Origin of the sequence: Kitasatospora sp. HUAS MG31, from assembly GCF_040571325.1 — a bacterium.
Classification (GTDB): domain Bacteria; phylum Actinomycetota; class Actinomycetes; order Streptomycetales; family Streptomycetaceae; genus Kitasatospora; species Kitasatospora camelliae.
Window position 1 is genome coordinate 2,354,884 of the sequence record NZ_CP159872.1, and the last position, 18,619, is coordinate 2,373,502.

Annotated in this window: 17 protein-coding genes; 9 read left to right on the forward strand and 8 right to left on the reverse strand. The window is 73.8% G+C overall.

Going from position 1 to position 18,619, the window contains the following annotated elements; genetic code table 11:
- Positions 1-42: 42 nt before the first annotated feature.
- The 3 genes from ABWK59_RS10640 to ABWK59_RS10650 all read right to left on the reverse strand — a co-directional run bounded on the left by ABWK59_RS10640 (position 43) and on the right by ABWK59_RS10650 (position 3,715).
- Positions 43-1,092 (reverse strand): endonuclease/exonuclease/phosphatase family protein, encoded by a 1,050-nt coding sequence (locus ABWK59_RS10640; protein ID WP_354639939.1) that lies wholly within the window; start codon positions 1,090-1,092, stop codon positions 43-45.
- A gap of 233 nt (positions 1,093-1,325) precedes the next feature.
- Positions 1,326-1,997: a TetR/AcrR family transcriptional regulator gene (locus tag ABWK59_RS10645; RefSeq protein WP_354639941.1), complete on the reverse strand. Its 672-nt coding sequence runs from the start codon at positions 1,995-1,997 to the stop codon at positions 1,326-1,328.
- Positions 1,998-2,047: 50 nt separating this feature from the next.
- The gene (locus ABWK59_RS10650; RefSeq protein ID WP_354639943.1) at positions 2,048-3,715 is read right to left on the reverse strand and encodes an MFS transporter; all 1,668 of its coding nucleotides are present in this window, start codon (positions 3,713-3,715) and stop codon (positions 2,048-2,050) included.
- Between the two features lie 257 nt (positions 3,716-3,972).
- Between ABWK59_RS10650 and panB the strand changes: the two genes are divergently transcribed.
- From panB to ABWK59_RS10670, 4 genes are all read left to right on the forward strand, one after another.
- A complete protein-coding gene (gene panB / locus ABWK59_RS10655; protein WP_354639945.1) occupies positions 3,973-4,845 on the forward strand; it encodes a 3-methyl-2-oxobutanoate hydroxymethyltransferase in 873 nt (290 codons plus the stop codon).
- 147 nt (positions 4,846-4,992) lie between these two features.
- Entirely contained in the window at positions 4,993-6,009 is a 1,017-nt protein-coding gene (locus ABWK59_RS10660) for an ATP-binding cassette domain-containing protein (RefSeq protein WP_354639947.1), read from the forward strand.
- A complete protein-coding gene (locus tag ABWK59_RS10665) occupies positions 6,006-6,815 on the forward strand; it encodes an ABC transporter permease (RefSeq protein ID WP_354639949.1) in 810 nt (269 codons plus the stop codon). The genes ABWK59_RS10660 and ABWK59_RS10665 overlap by 4 nt, the downstream gene beginning before the upstream one ends.
- Before the next feature lie 630 nt (positions 6,816-7,445).
- Positions 7,446-8,579, forward strand: coding sequence for a glycoside hydrolase family 19 protein (locus ABWK59_RS10670; protein ID WP_420492761.1), 1,134 nt, complete (start codon positions 7,446-7,448; stop codon positions 8,577-8,579).
- 8 nt (positions 8,580-8,587) lie between these two features.
- On the opposite strand, the gene ABWK59_RS10675 is transcribed toward ABWK59_RS10670, so the two are convergent.
- A complete protein-coding gene (locus tag ABWK59_RS10675; RefSeq protein WP_354639951.1) occupies positions 8,588-11,929 on the reverse strand; it encodes an ATP-binding protein in 3,342 nt (1,113 codons plus the stop codon).
- 174 nt (positions 11,930-12,103) lie between these two features.
- On the opposite strand from ABWK59_RS10675, the gene ABWK59_RS10680 reads away from it, so the two are divergent.
- Positions 12,104-12,916: a site-2 protease family protein gene (locus ABWK59_RS10680; RefSeq protein ID WP_354639953.1), complete on the forward strand. Its 813-nt coding sequence runs from the start codon at positions 12,104-12,106 to the stop codon at positions 12,914-12,916.
- Between the two features lie 54 nt (positions 12,917-12,970).
- Here the strand turns inward: ABWK59_RS10680 and ABWK59_RS10685 are convergent, their stop codons facing one another.
- Entirely contained in the window at positions 12,971-13,159 is a 189-nt protein-coding gene (locus tag ABWK59_RS10685) for a hypothetical protein (RefSeq protein ID WP_354639955.1), read from the reverse strand.
- Between the two features lie 95 nt (positions 13,160-13,254).
- Positions 13,255-13,959, reverse strand: a complete 705-nt coding sequence (gene npdG, locus ABWK59_RS10690) for an NADPH-dependent F420 reductase (protein WP_354639957.1) — start codon at positions 13,957-13,959, stop codon at positions 13,255-13,257.
- Between the two features lie 47 nt (positions 13,960-14,006).
- On the opposite strand from npdG, the gene ABWK59_RS10695 reads away from it, so the two are divergent.
- Both ABWK59_RS10695 and ABWK59_RS10700 read left to right on the forward strand, forming a co-directional pair.
- The gene (locus tag ABWK59_RS10695) at positions 14,007-14,588 is read left to right on the forward strand and encodes a hypothetical protein (RefSeq protein ID WP_354639959.1); all 582 of its coding nucleotides are present in this window, start codon (positions 14,007-14,009) and stop codon (positions 14,586-14,588) included.
- A 43-nt stretch (positions 14,589-14,631) separates the two neighbouring features.
- On the forward strand, positions 14,632-15,960 hold the full coding sequence (locus ABWK59_RS10700) for an MFS transporter (RefSeq protein ID WP_354639961.1): 1,329 nt from the start codon (positions 14,632-14,634) through the stop codon (positions 15,958-15,960).
- Positions 15,961-15,982: 22 nt separating this feature from the next.
- Here the strand turns inward: ABWK59_RS10700 and ABWK59_RS10705 are convergent, their stop codons facing one another.
- The gene (locus tag ABWK59_RS10705) at positions 15,983-16,210 is read right to left on the reverse strand and encodes a hypothetical protein (protein ID WP_354639962.1); all 228 of its coding nucleotides are present in this window, start codon (positions 16,208-16,210) and stop codon (positions 15,983-15,985) included.
- A gap of 101 nt (positions 16,211-16,311) precedes the next feature.
- Here ABWK59_RS10705 and map point away from each other — a divergent pair, with 101 nt between their 5' ends.
- The gene (gene map / locus ABWK59_RS10710) at positions 16,312-17,157 is read left to right on the forward strand and encodes a type I methionyl aminopeptidase (protein WP_354639963.1); all 846 of its coding nucleotides are present in this window, start codon (positions 16,312-16,314) and stop codon (positions 17,155-17,157) included.
- 77 nt (positions 17,158-17,234) lie between these two features.
- Here the strand turns inward: map and ABWK59_RS10715 are convergent, their stop codons facing one another.
- The gene (locus ABWK59_RS10715) at positions 17,235-17,933 is read right to left on the reverse strand and encodes a bifunctional DNA primase/polymerase (RefSeq protein ID WP_354639965.1); all 699 of its coding nucleotides are present in this window, start codon (positions 17,931-17,933) and stop codon (positions 17,235-17,237) included.
- A gap of 425 nt (positions 17,934-18,358) precedes the next feature.
- Between ABWK59_RS10715 and ABWK59_RS10720 the strand changes: the two genes are divergently transcribed.
- Positions 18,359-18,613 carry a hypothetical protein gene (locus ABWK59_RS10720; RefSeq protein WP_354639967.1) on the forward strand — a complete coding sequence of 85 codons (255 nt, stop codon included), beginning with the start codon at positions 18,359-18,361 and terminating at the stop codon, positions 18,611-18,613.
- Positions 18,614-18,619: the final 6 nt, after the last annotated feature.

Below are 18,619 nucleotides of genomic sequence, written 5' to 3' on the forward strand. Positions count from 1 at the left end.
CCGTGGGGGCGGATACGGCGATACGGCGGCTTCGGCCCGGGCTCAGTACCGGTACTCGGCCGTGACGGCCCGGTGGTCGCTGCCGTCGGCCGGAAGCACCCGGGAGTCGGTGGGCCTGAGCCCGCCCTTGCTCATGATGTGGTCGATCCGGGCCATCGGGAACCCGGCCGGCCAGGAGTAGCCGAAGCCGTGGCCGGCGGCCCCCTGGGCGGACCGCATCTGGGCCGTGATCGGGCTGAGGCTGCGGTCGTTCATGGTGCCGTTGAGGTCGCCCAGCAGCACCACCTTCTTCAGCCGCTCGTGGGCGATGGCCTCGCCGAGCAGCCGGGCGCTGCGGTCGCGCTGCCCGGCGGTGAAGCCGCTGTCGAACTTCACCCGGACCGAGGGCAGGTGGGCGACGTACACGGCGAGCGGGCCCTGGGGCGTGTCCACCCGGGCGCGGAAGGCCCGGGTCCAGCCCATCTGCAGGTCCACCACACCGACCTCGCTGATCGGGTACGTGGACCAGAGGCCGACCGTGCCCTCGACGGCGTGGTACGGGTAGGCGGCGGCCAGGCCCTCGCGGTAGACCGGGACGTCGGTGCCGGCCACCTCCTCCAGGGCGACGATCTGCGCGCCGGAGCCGTTGAGCAGCTTGAGGGTGGCGGTCCGGTCCTGGTTCTGGGCGGCGACGTTGTGGCTGAGGACGGTGAAGTCGCCCTTGCCGGAGCTCTTGTCGGTGAGCTGGCCGCCGAACAGGTGCAGCCAGACCGCGACGGGCAGCAGGACGGCGACCAGGGCACTGGCGGACCGCCGCCACAGGGCGAGGGCGAGCAGTACCGGGACCGCCAGGCCCAGCCAGGGCAGGAAGGTCTCCAGCAGGCTGCCGAGGTTGCCGACGGTGTTGGGCACCGAGGCGTGGAAGGCGAACAGCAGGGCGACCAGGACCGCGAGCGCCGCGAGGACGAGGCCGCGCCGCCAGCTGAGACCGCGGAACCACCGGGTGACCGCGGACCACCCGGCGGACCACCGGTTGGCGTCGGGCCCTCCCCCGTCCGCCGGCTCCGGCCGCTCCCCCTCGGTCGCCGCCGTCGGACTGTCCGCCCGCACCATGCCTCGCTCCTCCGTGCCGTTCCGTCCCCGTGGACCGGCCGCGCCCGCCCGAATTGTTCGGATTCTCGGCTCAGCCTATGACGGGACAGACGCAAACGAAGCAACGCCGGGTTGCGGCGCGCCCGGCTGCTGGGACGCGGCTCACGCCCCGACGGATCACACGGCTCAGCGGATTCCGGACGGCTCAGCAAGTGCCGGACGGCTCAGCGCGTGCCGGACGGCGGATCAGCGGATCAGGTGCCGGCCGGCGGGGCGGGCACGGCGCGGACGCCGTTGAGCACCGCGTCGATCATGCGCTCGGGCAGGTCCGGGTCGTCCAGCGGGGCGTCGTCCCACAGGACGGTGCGCAGCAGGATCGGGCCGATCAGCACCTCGCAGACCAGTTCGAGGTCGAGGTCGCTGCGGAGCACGCCCTCGTCCATGCCGCGCCGGACGATGGTGCGCACCAGTTCGCGGCGGGGCTTGACCACCCGTTCCTGGTAGGTGGCGCGCAGCTCGGGCCAGGAGTCCATCTGGCCGAGGGCGGACTTGAGCACCCAGCGGGAGCGCTTCACCAGGCCGCGGCGGCGCATGTAGTCGATCATGCCGACCAGTTCGTCGCGGACGGTGCCGCCGGTGGGCTCGGGCGGCGGCGCCTCCAGCCGGGCGACCACGTCGACCAGTAGGGCCTCCTTGTTGGGCCAGCGACGGTAGATGGTGGCCTTGCCGACGCCGGCGGCCACCGCGATCCGCTCGATGGAGAGGTCGGCGAGGGTGTTGCCCTCCTCCATCAGGCCTTCCACCGCCGTGTAGATGGCCTGCTCGGCCGCCTCGCTGCGCGGACGGCCCCGCCGTGGAGCGCAGTGCTCCGCAGCGGGGCCGTCCGGGATCGCGTCGCAGGTCGGAGCCGGGATGTCGGTCTGCATGGCCCCATTGTCCACGCCGCGCTCGAACCCTGGCATGGTCCGCCTCTCGGTCAGATCTTGGCGGGTCGCGGCCCGGTCCCCCGGTCGGCGGGGGTCGGGTCGGCCGGGGTCGGGTCGGCGGGTTCGGTCGCAGCGGTGTCGGCCGGGCCCGCGGGGGCTCCGGGGGCGGCCGGCGCGGCCGGGGTGCGGCCCGGCAGCAGGAACACCGCGACCAGGGCACCGACGGCGGTGAGTCCGGCGGACAGGCCCGAGACCACGTGCATGGCGTGCAGGAAGGAGTCCCGGGCGGGGGCGATGACGCCGGTCAGGTGGGTGCGCTCGGCGATCGCCAGGGTGGCCTCCAGGGACTCGCCGGCCTTGCCGCGGAGGTCCGCCGGAAGCTGGTCGAGCGGCCCGGAGACGCCGTCGCGGTACACCGCGGAGAGCACCGCGCCGAGGACGGCGACGCCCAGCGACCCGCCGACCTGGCGGAAGGTGTTGTTGAGCGCCGAGCCGGCGCCGGCCTTCTCGCGGGGCAGCGAGCTCATGACGGCGACGGTGACCGGCGGCATCACGTGGGCCATGCCGGCGCCCATCAGGAAGCCGAGCACGATCAGCACCCAGATCGGGGTGGTCGCGCCGAGCACGGTGTAGCCGAGGAAGCCGACCGTGATCAGCGCCATGCCGCCGGCGCAGGTGGCGCGGATGCCGAACCGGTCGACCACCAGCCGGGCCCGGGGGGCGAAGATCAGCTGGGCGACGGCGAGCGGCAGCATCAGCAGACCGGCCTGGAGGGCGCTGTAGCCGCGGATGCTCTGGGTGTAGAAGACGCCGAAGAAGGAGACGCCCATCAGCGCGAAGAAGACCACGCCGATGACCACGATCGAGGTGGAGAAGATCTTGTTGCGGAACCAGGTGACGTCCAGCGCGGGGTGCGCGGTGCGCTTCTCGAACAGGACGAAGCCGACCAGGACCAGCAGGCCGACCAGGGTCGGGACGAGCGACTCGGCCGCGGTGAAGTCGGCCAGCTCGCCGCCCTTGATGATGCCGTAGATCAGCGCGACCAGGCCCACGACGGACAGCAGCACGCCGACCGGGTCGAGCCGGCCCGGGTTGGGGTCCTTGGACTCGGGGACCAGCACGACCATGGCGACCATGGCGACCAGCACGATCGGGACGTTGATCAGGAAGACCGAGCCCCACCAGAAGTGCTCGATGAGCACGCCGCCGGTGATCGGGCCGATGGCGATGGCCAGGCCCACGGCGCCGGTCCAGATGCCGATCGCCTTGGGCTGCTCGTGGCGCTCGAAGACGTTCATGATGATCGCCAGCGTGGCGGGCATCGCGAAGGCGGCGCCGAGGCCCATCACGGCGCGGTAGCCGATCAGCTCGCCGGGGGTCTGGGCCAGCGCGGAGAACAGCGAGGCGAGGCCGAAGACGGTCATGCCGGCCAGCAGGGCGCGCTTGCGGCCGAAGCGGTCGCCGAGCAGGCCCGCGGTGAACAGCAGGCCGGCGAAGACCAGCGTGTACGAGTTGATCGACCACTCCAGGTCGCTCTGGCTGGCGCCGAGGCCGACCGGGGCGGGGGTGGCGATGGTCTTCATCGCGACGTTGAGGATGGAGTTGTCGAGGACGACGACGAGCAGCGCCAGCACCAGCGTGCCCAGGATCGCCCATCGGCGGCGGTGGATGGCTTCGGGCACGCGTGGTGGCGGCGGCGCGGTGGGCGCGGTGGTCATGGTCGGTCTCCCCGTCCGGATAGGCCTGCATCGGACTTACGAGACGGACCTGTCTCGTAACCCGCCCTCAGCGTAGCGGGTCATTTCAATACGAGACGGGGCCGTATCGTAAACTCTTGGCAAAGGCGGGCCGGAAGGTCCGGGGTGTGAGGTGCGTACCGCGGTCTTTGCGGCGCGGGCCCGGCGTGCAAGCATGGGAGCAGATCCGGGGACGCCGCACGGCGCCACGAGACGACAACCCTTCAGGAGTCTGTTCGATGAACGCTTCTCCGCTTCAGCCTGCCCAGGCGCCGGACGGCGTCTCCACCACCCTGTATGGCGGGGTGGCCAACCGCCGGGTGACCGTCCGCGACATCGCGAAGGCCAAGCAGCAGGGCGAACGCTGGTCCATGCTCACCGCCTACGACGCCCTCACCGCCGGCGTGTTCGACGAGGCCGGCATCCCCGTGCTGCTGGTCGGCGACTCGGCGGGCAACTGCCACCTCGGGTACGAGACCACCGTCCCGGTGACCATGGATCAGATGGTGATGCTCTCCGCCGCCGTCGTCCGCGGCACCAAGCGCGCCCTGGTGGTCGGCGACATGCCCTTCGGCTCGTACCAGGAGTCGCCGGCGCAGGCCATGCACAACGCCGCCCGGCTGATGAAGGAGGCCGGGGTCGGCGCGGTCAAGCTGGAGGGCGGCGAGCGCAGCGCCCGCTCCATCGAGCTGCTGGTCGAGGCCGGCATCCCGGTGATGGCGCACATCGGCCTCACCCCGCAGTCGGTGCACGCCCTCGGCGGGTACCCGGTGCAGGGGCGCGGCGACGAGGCCGCGCACCAGTTGCTGCGGGACGCCAAGGCGGTGCAGCAGGCGGGGGCGTTCGCGGTGGTGCTGGAGGCCGTGCCGGCCGAGCTGGCCGTCCAGGTCACCGAGCAGCTCGCGATCGCGACCGTCGGGATCGGCGCGGGCGCCGGGACGGACGCCCAGGTGCTGGTCTGGACGGACATGGCGGGGATGACCGCCGGGCGGGTGCCCAAGTTCGTCAAGCAGTACGCCGACCTGCGGTCCGTGCTGGGCGACGCCGCCCGCGAGTTCGCCGCCGAGGTCCACGCGGGGACCTTCCCGGCGCCGGAGCACACCTTCAAGTAGGGAAGCGCACGCAGGGAAGCGTCACCGGGGCGCGGGGGTACCTCCCGCGCCCCTGGCGGTTTCCGCGGACACGGCGCCGACAGCAGGGTGACAGCGGCGACGGTGGGGTGACAGCGGGCTGACAGGCGGGCCGGACAGCCTGGGGGCATGACACGGATCGACAACGCCCCGAAGAGCACGGGGAGCACCGGCACCGCCGTCGAGGTGCGCGGCATCGTCAAGACGTACGGCGAGACCAGGGCCCTGGACGGGGTGGACCTGACCGTACGGGAGGGCACCGTCCTCGGCCTGCTCGGCCCGAACGGGGCCGGCAAGACCACCCTGGTCCGCATCCTCTCCACACTGATCAAGCCGGACGCCGGCACCGCCGTGGTCGGCGGCTACGACGTGCTGCGCCAGCCGAAGCAGCTGCGCCGCACCATCGGCCTCACCGGCCAGTACGCCTCGGTGGACGAGTTCCTCTCCGGCTACGAGAACCTCTACCTGATCGGCCGGCTGCTGGACCTCTCCCGCCGGGAGGCCAGGTCCCGGGCGGCCGAGCTGCTGGAGCGGTTCTCGCTCACCGAGGCGGCCAGGCGCCCGGCGAAGACGTACTCCGGCGGTATGCGCCGCCGGCTCGACCTGGCGGCCAGCATGATCGGCCGGCCCCGGGTGCTCTACCTGGACGAGCCGACCACCGGCCTGGACCCGCGCACCCGCAACGAGGTGTGGGACGAGGTGCAGCGGATGGTCGGCGAGGGCTCGACCGTCCTGCTCACCACCCAGTACATGGAGGAGGCGGAGCAGCTCGCCCACGAGCTGACCGTCATCGACCGCGGCCGGGTGATCGCGGGCGGCGGGATCGAGGAGCTCAAGACCCAGGTCGGCGGGCAGACCCTGCAGGTGCGTCCGGCCGACCCGGCCGACCTCCCCGAGATGGCCCTCTGCCTGGACCGGACCGGCATCCCGGCGACGTACTCCGCCGACACCGGGCTGCTCACGGTGCAGCTCACCGACCCCGCCCGGCTGACCACGGTGGTCGGCGTGCTGGGCACCCGGGGCTTCGGCATCGCCGGCATCGACACCCAACTCCCCAGCCTGGACGAGGTCTTCCTCGCCATCACCGGCAAGCCGTCGGCCCAGGCCGCCGCCGCCCCGACCCTCGACAAGGAGCCCGTCGCATGAGCACCGCGACCCTCAGCCCCGGCCGGGCGGACGACACCCGGATCGGCCCGCGGGCCCAGCTGCGCCATGTGGGCGCGCTGACCCGGCGCAACCTGATGCGGATCAAGGCGGACCCGGAGTCGATGCTCGACGCCCTGCTGATCCCCATCATCTTCACCGTGCTGTTCGTCTACGTGTTCGGCGGCGCGGTCTCCGGCAGCCAGCAGGACTACATCCAGTACATGGTCCCGGGCCTGCTGGGCACCACCGGCCTCAACCTGGCGATGGCCGTGGGCAGCGGCCTCAACAGCGACTTCCAGACCGGTGTGATGGACCGGTTCCGCACCCTGCCGATCGGCCGGGCGTCGGTGCTGCTGTCCAAGATCGCCGCGGAGACCTGCCGCTGCCTGGTCTCCTTCACCATCCTGATCGCCTTCTCGGTGCTGCTCGGCCTGGAGATCAAGACCAGTGCCCTGGAGCTGCTGGCGGCGATCGGCCTGTCGCTGGTGTTCGGCATGTCGGTGGTGTGGGTCTCGATGCTGCTGGGCATGGCGCTGCGCAGCGCGCAGGCCGTGCAGGGCGTGTCGATGCTGGTGATGATGCCGCTGCAGTTCGGCAGCTCGATCTTCGCGCCGACCACCACCATGCCGGGCTGGCTGCAGACGTTCACCGAGTACAACCCGCTCTCCGCCCTGGCGGACGCCTGCCGCAGCCTGATCAACGGCGGTGCGCTGACCCACTCGGTGACCATCGTGCTGGTGTGGTCGGTGGCGATCACCGCGCTCACCGCGCCGCTCGCGGTGGCCCGCTTCCGCAAGCGGACCTGACCGGCGGAGCGGTGCGGGTGGTGGTGCCGCGCCCGCGGGCGCGGCACCACCGACGCGTCGCGTCCACGACGACGCGTCACCCCGGACGGGTCACCACTGCTCGCCGACCCTCCGGGGCACGTGCGGGTTCCGACGCCGGACGCGGCCCGGTCCGGCCGGCGGCGCGAGAGGGGACCCGGGCCTCGTCGGCCCCGGTCCGCCGGTCCTGCGCGCCGGCCCCGGCCCGGGCCGCCTCCCTCACGTCCCGCGGCAGGTCGGGGCCCAGGGCGCCGGTCGAGCCCGCCCTCCCCAGGTCCGTGTCCCGATCCGTCACCCTCCCCCACCCCTTCCCCGGCCCCCGGGACGTCGCATCCCCCAGCAGACGGACCCGCCGCTCGGGCCCGCCGCAGGACAGCCTGACCCCCGCGGGTTCCCGATCGGTCAACCGCCGGTATGGAACCGGTATACGACCCCCCAGGACGCCGGACCGCGCGACCCGGGGAGGTCCTGCCGCCCGAGCCGCGCCGGCCGAGAAGCCGTCCTGATTCGGGCTTCCCCTAAGAAGCCTTAAGGTCTAGACCGGTTGACACTTAATCATCAAACTCGCTTGAGTGCTGGGCAGCCCCTCGTACCTCCCCGAAGGAGTGGCCCGTGTCCCCTCGACGCAGCACCAAGCACCGTTCCACCGGCGCCCGTTACTCGAAGCGCCGGCTCGTCAGCATGGTGGCAGGCCTGGCGACCGCCGCCGGGTTCGCCGTCCTGCTGCCGATGTCCTCCGACGCCGCCGCGGCCTGTGCGGCGCCCTACGCCGCCTCGCAGGTGTACACCGGCGGGATGTCCGCCTCGTACAACGGGCACAACTGGTCGGCCAAGTGGTGGACCCAGGGCGAGACCCCGTCCACCGGCGGCACCGGCGTCTGGGCCGACCAGGGCGCCTGCGGCGGTGGCGGCGGGACGACCACGCCCCCGGGCGGCGGCGGCAGCTGTGACCACCCGGCCTGGGTGCAGGGCCGGCAGTACACCACCGGCGACATCGTCAAGTACACCAACGGCAACTACTACGTCGCCACCCACGACAACCCGGGCTACGACCCGACCATCTCCACCTGGTTCTGGAGCCCGTACACCTGCACCGGCGGCGGTTCCACCAGCACGCCCAAGCCGGGCGGGTTCGTGGTCTCCGAGGCCCAGTTCAACCAGATGTTCCCGAGCCGGAACCCGTTCTACACCTACGCCGGTCTGACGGCCGCGCTGAGCGCCTACCCCGGCTTCGCCACCACCGGCTCCGACACGGTGAAGAAGCAGGAGGCCGCGGCCTTCCTCGCCAACGTCAGCCACGAGACCGGCGGCCTGGTCCACATCGTGGAGCAGAACACCGCCAACTACCCGCACTACTGCGACTCCTCGCAGCCGTACGGGTGCCCGGCCGGCCAGGCCGCGTACTACGGCCGCGGGCCGATCCAGCTGAGCTGGAACTTCAACTACAAGGCCGCGGGCGACGCGCTCGGCATCGACCTGCTGCACAACCCCAACCTGGTGCAGAACGACCCGGCCGTCGCCTGGAAGACCGGCCTCTGGTACTGGAACACCCAGAACGGGCCGGGCACCATGACCCCCCACAACGCGATGGTCAACGGCCGGGGCTTCGGCGAGACCATCCGCAGCATCAACGGCTCCCTGGAGTGCAACGGCGGCAACCCCGCCCAGGTCCAGAGCCGGGTGAACTCGTACCAGAGCTTCACCTCCATCCTGGGCGTCCCGGCCGGCTCCAACCTCACCTGCTGAGACCCGCCCTACGGCGCGTCCAGCAGGGCGGCCGCCTCCCGGACGGTGAGGCGGCCGCCCTCCTCGGCGGCCGCCTCGAAGGCCGGTGCGCCGAGCAGGTCGAGCAACCGCTCGCGGGCGTAGTCGCGTTCACGCCGTTCCATCCGGGTGCCGGTGGTGCCGTGCAGCACGTCGTGGGCGCCGAGCAGCACCGCGGCCCGGTGGGCGGCCTCCCGGTCGCCGCCCTGCCGGGCGGCCTCCACCAGCACGCCCACCGCGGGCATCAGCAGCATCACCGACATGTGGTCGGCGAAGACGGTGGCCCCGGTCTCCACCGAGCCGATCTCCCGGCGGGCCTCGGCCAGCAGTTCCATTCCCCGCTCCGGATCGCCCGAGCGGGCCGTGGTCCAGGCGCGGATGCACTGCACGATGCCGAGGAAGATCCCGGGGACCATCGGCGCGAAGAGCTCCTGGTTCTCCATCAGCCGGTCCAGCTCGGCGAAGGCCGACCGGTACTCGCCGCGCTGCACGTGCAGGTTGCACAGCACCAGGCGGCCGTAGAGCAGCGCGCCGTCGGTGGCGTGGTTGATCTCCCCGATGGACGCCAGCGCCTCCCGGATCATCCGCTCGCCGGCGCCGGGTTCGAGGTCCTCGACCACCTCGCCGAGCCGGACCTTGAGCATCGGCACCTCCTGGGTGGCCCCGAACTCCTCGGCGATCGCGATGGCCTCCCGGTAGGCGCTCACCGCGAGGTCCACCTCGCCCTGCTTGGTGGCGTTCTCGCCCTGCGCGGCGAGGGCCTCGGACATCCCCCAGCGGTCGCCGAGCCCGGCGAACAGCGCCCGCGCCTCCGCGCTGTCGCGCACCGCCTGTTCCAGGCCGCCCACCCAGTCGTTGAGCAGCCGCGCCCGCAGCTGCAGGACGAAGGCCAGGTCTCCGGGACGGCCGTGCCGGCGGGCGCCCGTCACCGCGTCGTCGATCACCTCCCGCACCTGGTCCAGCTCGCCGGACAGGAAGGTGGAGAACACCCGGAGCAGCCCGGGCAGCCGGTACGCCTGCGGCAGGTCGGGGGTGTAGGCGGCCGTCACCCGCCGGGCCAGGCCCACCGCCTCCCGGTCGCCGAACATGGCCATGTTGCCGCTGAACAGCCCGACCAGGCGGTGCAGGTGGAGCTGGCGGCGGGCGTCCGCGAGCAGCTCCGGGCGCATCGGCGGGGGCGCGTCCAGCGGGTTGTCCTCCAGCGGGACGGCCGGCTCGGTGCCCTCCGCGAACGGGTCGGGCCCGAGCGCGATCACCGCCTCGTACCAGCCGCGGGACTCGGCGCGGTGGTCGCGCAGCGCCCAGTAGCCGCTCAGGCCGAGCACCAGGACCAGCGCCTCCTGCTCGTCGCCGGTGTCCACCGCCCGTCGCAGCGCGGCCCGGACGTTCTCCTGCTCGCGGTCGAGCACGGCGAGCGCGTTCAGCTGCCGGGGGCCGTGCAGGTCGAGTTCGGCGCGGCGGACGGTTTCCCGGAAGCGGATCAGGTGGCGCCGGCCGACCTGCTCCTCCTCGCCGGCCCGGGCCAGCTGCTCGGCGGCGTACTCGTGGATGGTCTCCAGCATCCCGTACCGCGGCCCGGCGAGGTCGGCGACCACCAGGGACTTGTCGACCAGGGAGAGCAACAGGTCGGCGACCTCCTCGCGGGGGACCTCGACGCCGTCGGCGAGCACCTCCTCGGCGTCCTCCAGGGTGCAGCCGCCGGCGAACACGGCCAGCCGGCGCAGCACGGCGCGCTCCCGCTTGCCGAGCAGGTCCCAGCTCCAGTCGACCACGGCGCGCAGGGTCTGCTGGCGGGGCAGGAGGGTCCGGGAGCCGGCGGTGAGCAGGGCGAAGCGGCTGTCGAGCCGGTCGGCGAGCTGGCGGGGCGTCAGGCCGCGGAGGCGGGCGGCGGCGAGTTCGATGGCGAGCGGGAGGCCGTCCAGGCGGCGGCAGATCTCGGCGCAGGCCCGCGGGTCCTCGGCGGGGTCGAAGCCGGGGCGGGCGGCGGCGCCGCGTTCGGCGAGCAGCCGGAGGGCGACGGCCTCGGGCAGCGGTTCCACCGGCAGCACCGCCTCACCGGGGACGCCGAGCGGCTCGCGGCTGGTGGCGAGGACGGTCAGCTGCGGGCACTCGACCAGGAGCTGGTCGGCCAGTTCGGCGGCGGCGGCTATCAGGTGCTCGCAGTTGTCGAGGACCAGCAGCATCCGCCGGCGGGCGCAGTGCTCGACGATCCGGCGGACCGGGTCGGTCTCCCGGTTCTCCAGGGCCTCGGCCACCGTGCTGCCGGTGTGCAGCACGGTCTCGCGCAGGCCGAGGGCGGTGACCACGGCGCCGGGGACGGCCTCCGGGGCGTCCAGCGGGGCGAGCTCGACCAGCCAGACCCCGTCCGGCCAGGAGCCGGCGGCCTGCTCCCGGCGGCCGGCCTCGACCGAGAGCCGGGTCTTGCCGGAGCCGCCGGGGCCGGTGAGGGTGGTCAGCCGGCCGGCCTTCAGCGCCTGGCGGACGGCCGCCAGGTCGCTGTCCCGGCCGACGAAACTGGTCAGCCGGGGCCGCAGGTTGCCGGCCGCCCGCGGCCGGGGGGCCTCGGCCGGACGGGGCGGGGCCGCGGCGGCGGGCGCCTGCCCGCCCCCGGCCGGCTCCTGCGGGCCGAGCAGCCCCCGGTGCAGCGCCCGCAGCTCGGGGCCCGGGTCGGTGCCGAGCTGCTCGGCCAGCGCCCTTCGGACCCGCTCGTAGCTCTGCAGGGCCTCGGCGGTGCGGCCGGTGTCGGCGAGCGCGCGGATCAGCAGGGCCTGGACGGGCTCGTCCAGGGGCCGGCTCCCGGCGGCCTCGATCAGCTCGGCGAGCAGTTCGGCGGCCCGGCCGAGCCGCAGCCCGGCCTCCAGCCGCTGCCGGCGGGCCTCGTCCCGCTGGGCCTCCAGCCGGGTGGCCGGGCCGCCGCGGTCGGGCAGGTCGGCGAGGGCGGGCCCGCGCCAGAGGGCGAGGGCGGCGTCCAGCCGCTCGGCGGCCTCGGCGTACCGCTCCCCCTCCAGGGCGCGGCGGCCCTCGGCGGTGAGCCGCTGGAAGTCGCCGAGGTCGCTGGCGGCGGCGCTCAGCCAGTAGCCGGCCGGTCCCGAGCCGATCTCGGCGCGGCCGACGGTGCGGCGCAGCCGGCCGACCAGGGTCTGCAGCGCGGCGGCGGCGTCCTGCGGCGGGTCGGCGTCCCAGACCTCGTCCACCAGCAGGTCGGCCGGCACCGGCCGGCCCTGCCGCAGGACCAGGGCGGCGAGCAGCGCGCGCAGCCGGGCTCCGCCGAGCGGCACCGGGGTGCCGTCGTCCTGCTGGGCCGTGGTGGTGCCGAGGATGCCGTAGTACACGGGCCCATTCTGGTGGACGGGCCGGGCCGGGCACACGCCGTTATGGCCGGGCCCGGGTGCGCCGGAACACGGCCGCGGTGCCGTACGTTCTCCGGGGACCTGTTGTCCGTGCCGCTCCCGGCCGGGCATGATCGACGCCCTGCCCCTGCCCGCCAGCCCCGGAGCCGTACCGCCATGACCTTCGCCACCGCCCAGCGCCGCAGCCGGGAGAACCGGATCAGCCCGGTGTTCTGGGTGCTGCTCGCCACCCTCGTCACCTCGGGCTGGGCGGTGGCCACCGGCTTCGGCAGCGCCCGTTTCGGGGTGTTCCTGTTCGTGGTGGCGGGCTGGATGGTCTCGCTCTGCCTGCACGAGTACGCGCACGCCCGGACGGCGCTGCACGGCGGCGACATCACGGTGGGCGCCAAGGGGTACCTGACGCTGAACCCGTTCGCGTACGCGCACGCCGTGCTGAGCTTCGTGCTGCCGGTGGTGTTCGTGATCCTGGGCGGCATCGGCCTGCCGGGCGGCGCGGTGTTCATCGAGCGGCACCGGATCCAGGGCCGGCTGAAGCACAGTCTGATCTCGGCCGCCGGCCCGCTGGTGAACGTGGCGCTGGCCGCGGTGTGCCTGGTCCCGATCGGCGCGGGCTGGCTGGACGACCCGTCGCTGCACGTCAGCTGGAACGGGTACGAGTGGCCGATCTCGCCGCTGTCGGCGGCGCTGGGCTTCCTCGGCATGCTGCAGCTGAGCGCGGCCGTGCTGAACCTGCTGCCGGTGCCCGGCCTGGACGGCTACGGGGTGGTCGAGCCCTGGCTGTCGCCGAAGGCCCGGCGCTCGGTGGAGCCGTTCGCGCCGTACGGCATGCTGGCGGTCTTCGCGCTGCTGTGGCAGCCGCAGGTGAACGCCTGGTTCTTCGACGTGGTGGACGCGCTGATGGGCGTGTTCGGGGTGGACCCGGGCTACGCCGCGATCGGGCACGAGCTGTTCCGGTTCTGGCAGGGCTGACCGGCTGTTCCGGTTCCGGCAGGGCTGACCGGGCAGGGCCGCTGCTCCCCCGGGCTACTCCCCGGCGCCGCGGGCGGCCCGCTCGATCCGGTCCTTGCGGATGTGGAACCAGGCGATGTTGCTGGAGACGCCGGCCATCAGCACCCAGACCACGCCGAGCCAGTTGCCCTCGACGAAGGAGACCACGGCGGCGGTCACGGCCAGCACGAGGACGATCGAGGCGTACAGGGCGGTGCGGGGCATGCGGGGGCTCCTAGCTGCGGGTGCGTGCACGGTCCATTGTGGCCGACCGGACCCGGCGCCCCCGTCCGCGGGGCCCGGTCGGCGGGGTACGGCGGTCAGACGTCGGTGATCCGCAGGCCCGCGTGGGCCTTGTAGCGGCGGTTCACCGAGATCAGGTTGGCGACCAGGGCCTCCACTTGGTGGGCGTTGCGCAGCCGGCCGGCGAAGATCCCGCGCATGCCGGGGATGCGGTCGGCCAGCGCCTGGACGATGCCGGTGGCCTCGCGGTCCTCGCCGAGCACCAGCACGTCGATGTCGATCCGGTCGACGGAGGCGTCCTGCAGCAGCACCGCGGACAGGTGGTGGAAGGCGGCGGTGACCCGGGAGTCCGGCAGCAGGGCGGCGGCCTGCTGGGCGGCGCTGCCCTCCTCGACCCGCAGCGCGTACGCGCCCTGCTTGTCGAAGCCCAGCGGGTTGACGCAGTCCACCACGATCTTGCCGGCCAGTTCGGTGCGCAGCTCGGCCAGGGTGGCGGCGTGGCCCTCCCAGGGCACCGCGACGATCACGATGTCGCTCTCCCGCGCGGCGGTGGCGTTGTCGGCGCCGCGCACCCCGAGGCCGAGTTCGTCGGCGGCCGCCTGGGCGCGTTCCGCCGTCCGGGAGCCGATGATCACCTGCTGGCCCGCCTTGGCCAGCCGGAACGCCAGGCCGCGGCCCTGGTCGCCGGTGCCGCCGAGGACGCCGACCACGAGGTGCGACACGTCGGGCAGCGCGGCGGCGTCGCGGGCGGGGGCGGCATTCACTGATTCGGGTTGCGTCATGCGGAAGATCCTGCCAAAGCCCCGGCGCCCGCTCCATTCTGTCGGCCATGGACGCGGTGAGAGTTTCGGCACTTCGGGAGTCCCTGGCGGGCACCGGCTGGCTGGAGTCGACCCGGGCCTTCGCCGGTACGCTGCGGCACGCGGTCACCCGGCGCACGGCCTCCGACCTGCTGCTGGTCGGCACCCGGAGCTACGAGCCCTGGCACCTGGCCGCCCACCTGGACGACGAGGCCGCCTGGGCCGGCCTGCCGGCGCTCGCGCCGGTCCTGGTCCGGCACGACGTCCGGCCCGACTCCCCCGCCCACCTCTCGCACGGCCTGCCGCGGCTGGCCGGGGCCCGGCGCGGCGCCACCGTCCTGGTGGTGGCCCGACAGGAGGCGGACGAGCCGCTGCTGGACGGGGTGCAGGACGCCCGCCGGCGGGGGGCCACCGTGCTCGCCCTGGACACCGGGGAGCGGGAGCTGGCCGCGCTGGCGCACGAGCGGCTCAGCGTGCCCGAGGCCGGGGAGGAGCCCTTCGACCTGGTCCAGCACCTGGTCAGCGCGGCGGCCGGGGAGACGCCGGGCGGCCGTTCCCGGCTCGGCCGCCTCCTGCACCGGCTGGCCGGCGCCCCGGTCCAGCGCTGGTAATTCGGTTGCCCCCGGCCGTCCGGCGGGCGGAGCATGGCCGTTCGTGACCGAACCTGAACAATCCGGGCGGCTGCGCGCGCTGCTGCGCGGGCTCCGACCCGACCTCACCCCCTGGCGTGCCTCCCGTGACTTCCGGTTGCTCTGGAGCTCCGGCTGCGTCACCTCCTTCGGCTCCTTCCTGACCTACGTCGCGGTGCCGCTGCAGATCAAGGAGCTCACCGGCTCCTCGGTCGCGGTGGGCCTGGTCGGCGCGTTCGAGCTGGTGCCGCTGGTGCTGTTCGGGCTGTGGGGCGGCGCCCTGGCCGACGCCCTGGACCGCCGGAAGGTGGTGCTCTGCTCCGAGGCCGCGCTCGGGGTGCTGAGCGCGCTGCTGCTGCTGAACGCGCTGCTGCCGCACCCGATGCTGTGGCCGATCTACCTGGTCGGCGCCCTGGTCGCCGCGGTGGACGGGCTGCAGCGCCCGGCGCTGGACTCGCTCACTCCGCGGATCGTCGCGCACGACCAGCTCGCCTCCGCCTTTGCGCTCAACTCGCTGTACCGCAACGTGGGTTCGGTGGCCGGCCCGGCCCTCGCCGGTGTCATCGCGGCGTACGCGGGGGTTCGGACCGCGTACCTGCTGGACGTCGCCACCTTCGCCCTGTCGCTGCTGCTGCTCGCCCGGATGCGGGCCGTCCCGCCGTCCACCGGGGCCGAGCGGCCCTCGCTGCGGGCGATCGGCACCGGCATCCGGTACGCCTGGAGCCGCAAGGACCTGCTGGGCACCTACGCGGTGGACACCGTGGCCATGCTGTTCGCCTTCCCGGTCGCCGTCTTCCCGTTCCTGGCCGCCGAGTTGGACGCCGGCTGGGCGCTCGGCCTGCTGTACGCCGCCTCGGCGGTCGGCGCGCTGGCGGTCTCCGCCACCAGCGGCTGGACCTCCCGGGTGCACCGGCAGGGCCGGATGCTGCTGCTGGCCGCGCTCGGCTGGGGTGCCGCGATGACCCTGGCGGGCCTGACCGCGAACGTCTGGCTGGTGCTGGTCTGCCTGGCCCTGGCCGGTGGCGCGGACCAGATCAGCGGCATCGCCCGCTCCACCCTGTGGAACCAGTCCATTCCGGACGGGGTGCGCGGCCGGATGGCCGGGGTGGAGCTGCTCAGCTACTCGGTCGGGCCGCAGCTCGGCCAGGTGCGGGCGGGCGGCATGGCCGGGCTGGTCGGCGCCCGCGGCTCGGTCTGGATCGGCGGCCTGGCCTGCCTGGCCGGTGTCCTCGCGCTCGCCGCCGCGCTGCCCAGCCTGATCGGCTACGACAGCCGCACCGACCCGCACGCGCGGGCCGTACGGGAGGCCGCCGAGCGGGCCGCGGCCGAACGCGACACCGCCCCGGTCGGCTGACCGGGGCGGGGCGTCCGGCGGCTCAGGGGGCCGGCGGCTCGTCGTCGCGCCAGCGCGGATCCTCCCGCCACTCGCGGTTGCGCTCCTCGGCGAGGGCGAGCGCCTGCGCGGCCTCCTCGCGCGAGGCGTACGGCCCGAGCCGGTCCTTGGCCGGGCACTCGGGCCCCTCCTCGACCTTGTCGTGCTTCAGGCAGTAGAACCACTCCCCCGGCTTCCCGGTGGGCTTGTTGCGGCCGAATCCCAGCGGCATGGTGCCTGCTCCCGTCACTCTCCTGCTTCCGAACGGATCATTCCCGGCGGCCGCCTCGTACACACGGCCGGGGCCGGGTGCCCGGCCGATAGACTCGCGACATGGCTCTGGTACCCGGCATCGTGTCCCCCACCCGCAAGGTCCCCGCGCACATCGCGCGCCCGGAGTACGTCGGCAAGCCCGCGCCGACGCCGTACACCGGCCCGGAGGTGCAGACCGCGGAGACCATCGAGAAGATGCGGATCGCCGGCCGGATCGCCGCCCGCGCCATGGAGGAGGCCGCCAAGCTCATCGAGCCCGGCGTGACCACCGACGAGCTGGACGCCGTCGCCCACGCGTACATGTGCGACCACGGGGCCTACCCCTCGGACCTCGGCTACCGCGGCTTCCCCAAGTCCATCTGCACCTCCGTCAACGAGGTGATCTGCCACGGCATCCCGGACTCGACCGTCCTCCAGGACGGTGACATCGTCAACATCGACGCCACCGCGTACATCCACGGGGTGCACGGCGACCTCAACGCCACCTACCTGTGCGGCAACGTGGACGAGGAGTCCAAGCTGCTGGTCGAGCGGACCCGGGAGGCGCTCAACCGGGCGATCAAGGCGGTCAAGCCCGGCCGCCAGGTCAACATCATCGGCCGGGTGATCGAGTCCTACGCCAAGCGGTTCGGCTACGGCGTCGTCCGGGACTTCACCGGGCACGGGATCAACACCTCGTTCCACTCCGGCCTGATCATCCCGCACTACGACAGCGAGCGGGCCGTCGAGGTGATCAAGCCGGGGATGACCTTCACCATCGAGCCGATGCTCACCCTGGGCACCCACGACTACGACATCTGGCAGGACGGCTGGACGGTGGTCACCAAGGACCGCAAGCGCACCGCCCAGTTCGAGCACACCCTCGCCGTCACCGCCGACGGCGCCGAGATCCTGACGCTCCCTTAGGGCTTAGACCGGCCGGTCTTACCCGAAGGGGCGCGTGGGGTCCTCCCGGCCCCACGCGCCCCTTCCGGTCGCGCTGTTCAGCCGATGAGCCACTGCTCCTCGGCGACCGCCCCCACCTCGGTGCACGCGTCCGTCAGCACGTCCAGCACCCGCAGCGGATCCGGCAGCGGCTGCTCCGGCCCGCGCAGCCACCGCACCTCGGACCCGTCCGCCAGCGCCGCCGGCGGCAGCAGGGTGTACGAGCCGCGGCAGTGCCAGCGCAGCCCGGGGTGCTCGGACATGGTGTCCGGCGTGGAGTCCAGGGCGCTGGTCCACCACTCGTCCTCGTCGGCGGGGGTGCCGCGGGTGGCGGTGAAGAAGAGGTAGCGGTCCTCGCCGACGGCCGCGACCGGGCCGCCGACCCCGCGCTCGTCCAGGCGCTCCAGCGCCAGCCGCCCGGCCTCGGCCGGGACGTCCAGCACGTCGTGGGCGCGCCCGGTGGCGGTGATGAAGTTGGCTCTCGGGTCGCGGGCCAGCCAACGGGCCAGCTGCTCCGGGTCACAGGTCGCCTGGGACTGCCAGGCGAAGGAGAGCGGGTGCTGTGCGGGGGCCGGACAGCCGACGCGGTCGCAGGAACACCGGTACCCCGCCGGGTGCGCCGCCGGCGCCACCGGGAAGCCCGCGCGCACCGCGCCCAGCAGCTGATCCAGCCTGACGGCCGCCTCCCCACCCGTGGCCGGGCGCTCCTGCCGCCGGTCACGCCGCCACCAGTCCGTCCACCTGCCGCTGGCTTCCATCGGGCCCCTTCCGCACCTGCTGTGGACAGCCGTGCCCGGTATGGCACGGCGGCCGGCACAGCGACCGACGCAACAAACCACGCAACACCCGGAAGCCGTCCGTTGTTTCCCGGACGGGGCACCGCGTGACACGTTCCGCCGTGGGCCGGAGCCGGGGTCGCCGGACGGCCAACGCCCGCGGTCACGTGACGGAGTTCGAGAGCTGCGGCTCGGCGGGGCGGACACGCCAGTGCGCGCGCCCGGCCCGGCCCGTACGGGGCCCGCGGACCCGGGCGAAACCCCGGGGGCGTACAGAGCAGGATAAGGGTGCCGGCGGGGTCCGGTGGACCGGGGGCGGAGCGGCGCTGATCACACCGGCTCCACACCGCCCCTCCCGGACCCACACGTGCGCAGGTCACTCCCCGGCCACCCGTAGGCTGGGTGCCGTGAAGAGCACGGACACCGAATTCGTCGGCGGGCCCCTGGACGGCAAGGTGCTGCCCATCCTGCTCAGCCCGTTCCACAACGTGCCGAAGGTGTACCGCGTCCCGGTGCCCGCGCACGGCGGGAACCCGGAGAGCGTGCTGGTCTACCGGCGCGCCAAGGAGTACGGCGCCAAGGGCCGCTGGCGCTGGCGCTACGAGTACGACCCGGAGGGCGACAGCCGCGCCCGCCGCTGGTCGGCCTCCGCCGGGGAGTGAGCCCCG

Coding starts and splice junctions, on each gene's coding strand:
- ABWK59_RS10640 (WP_354639939.1), bottom strand. CDS start 1,092: ATGGTGCGGGCGGACAGTCCGACGGCGGCGACCGAGGGGGAGCGGCCG.
- ABWK59_RS10645 (WP_354639941.1), bottom strand. CDS start 1,997: ATGCAGACCGACATCCCGGCTCCGACCTGCGACGCGATCCCGGACGGC.
- ABWK59_RS10650 (WP_354639943.1), bottom strand. CDS start 3,715: ATGACCACCGCGCCCACCGCGCCGCCGCCACCACGCGTGCCCGAAGCC.
- panB (WP_354639945.1), top strand. CDS start 3,973: ATGAACGCTTCTCCGCTTCAGCCTGCCCAGGCGCCGGACGGCGTCTCC.
- ABWK59_RS10660 (WP_354639947.1), top strand. CDS start 4,993: ATGACACGGATCGACAACGCCCCGAAGAGCACGGGGAGCACCGGCACC.
- ABWK59_RS10665 (WP_354639949.1), top strand. CDS start 6,006: ATGAGCACCGCGACCCTCAGCCCCGGCCGGGCGGACGACACCCGGATC.
- ABWK59_RS10680 (WP_354639953.1), top strand. CDS start 12,104: ATGACCTTCGCCACCGCCCAGCGCCGCAGCCGGGAGAACCGGATCAGC.
- ABWK59_RS10685 (WP_354639955.1), bottom strand. CDS start 13,159: ATGCCCCGCACCGCCCTGTACGCCTCGATCGTCCTCGTGCTGGCCGTG.
- npdG (WP_354639957.1), bottom strand. CDS start 13,959: ATGACGCAACCCGAATCAGTGAATGCCGCCCCCGCCCGCGACGCCGCC.
- ABWK59_RS10695 (WP_354639959.1), top strand. CDS start 14,007: ATGGACGCGGTGAGAGTTTCGGCACTTCGGGAGTCCCTGGCGGGCACC.
- ABWK59_RS10705 (WP_354639962.1), bottom strand. CDS start 16,210: ATGCCGCTGGGATTCGGCCGCAACAAGCCCACCGGGAAGCCGGGGGAG.
- map (WP_354639963.1), top strand. CDS start 16,312: ATGGCTCTGGTACCCGGCATCGTGTCCCCCACCCGCAAGGTCCCCGCG.
- ABWK59_RS10715 (WP_354639965.1), bottom strand. CDS start 17,933: ATGGAAGCCAGCGGCAGGTGGACGGACTGGTGGCGGCGTGACCGGCGG.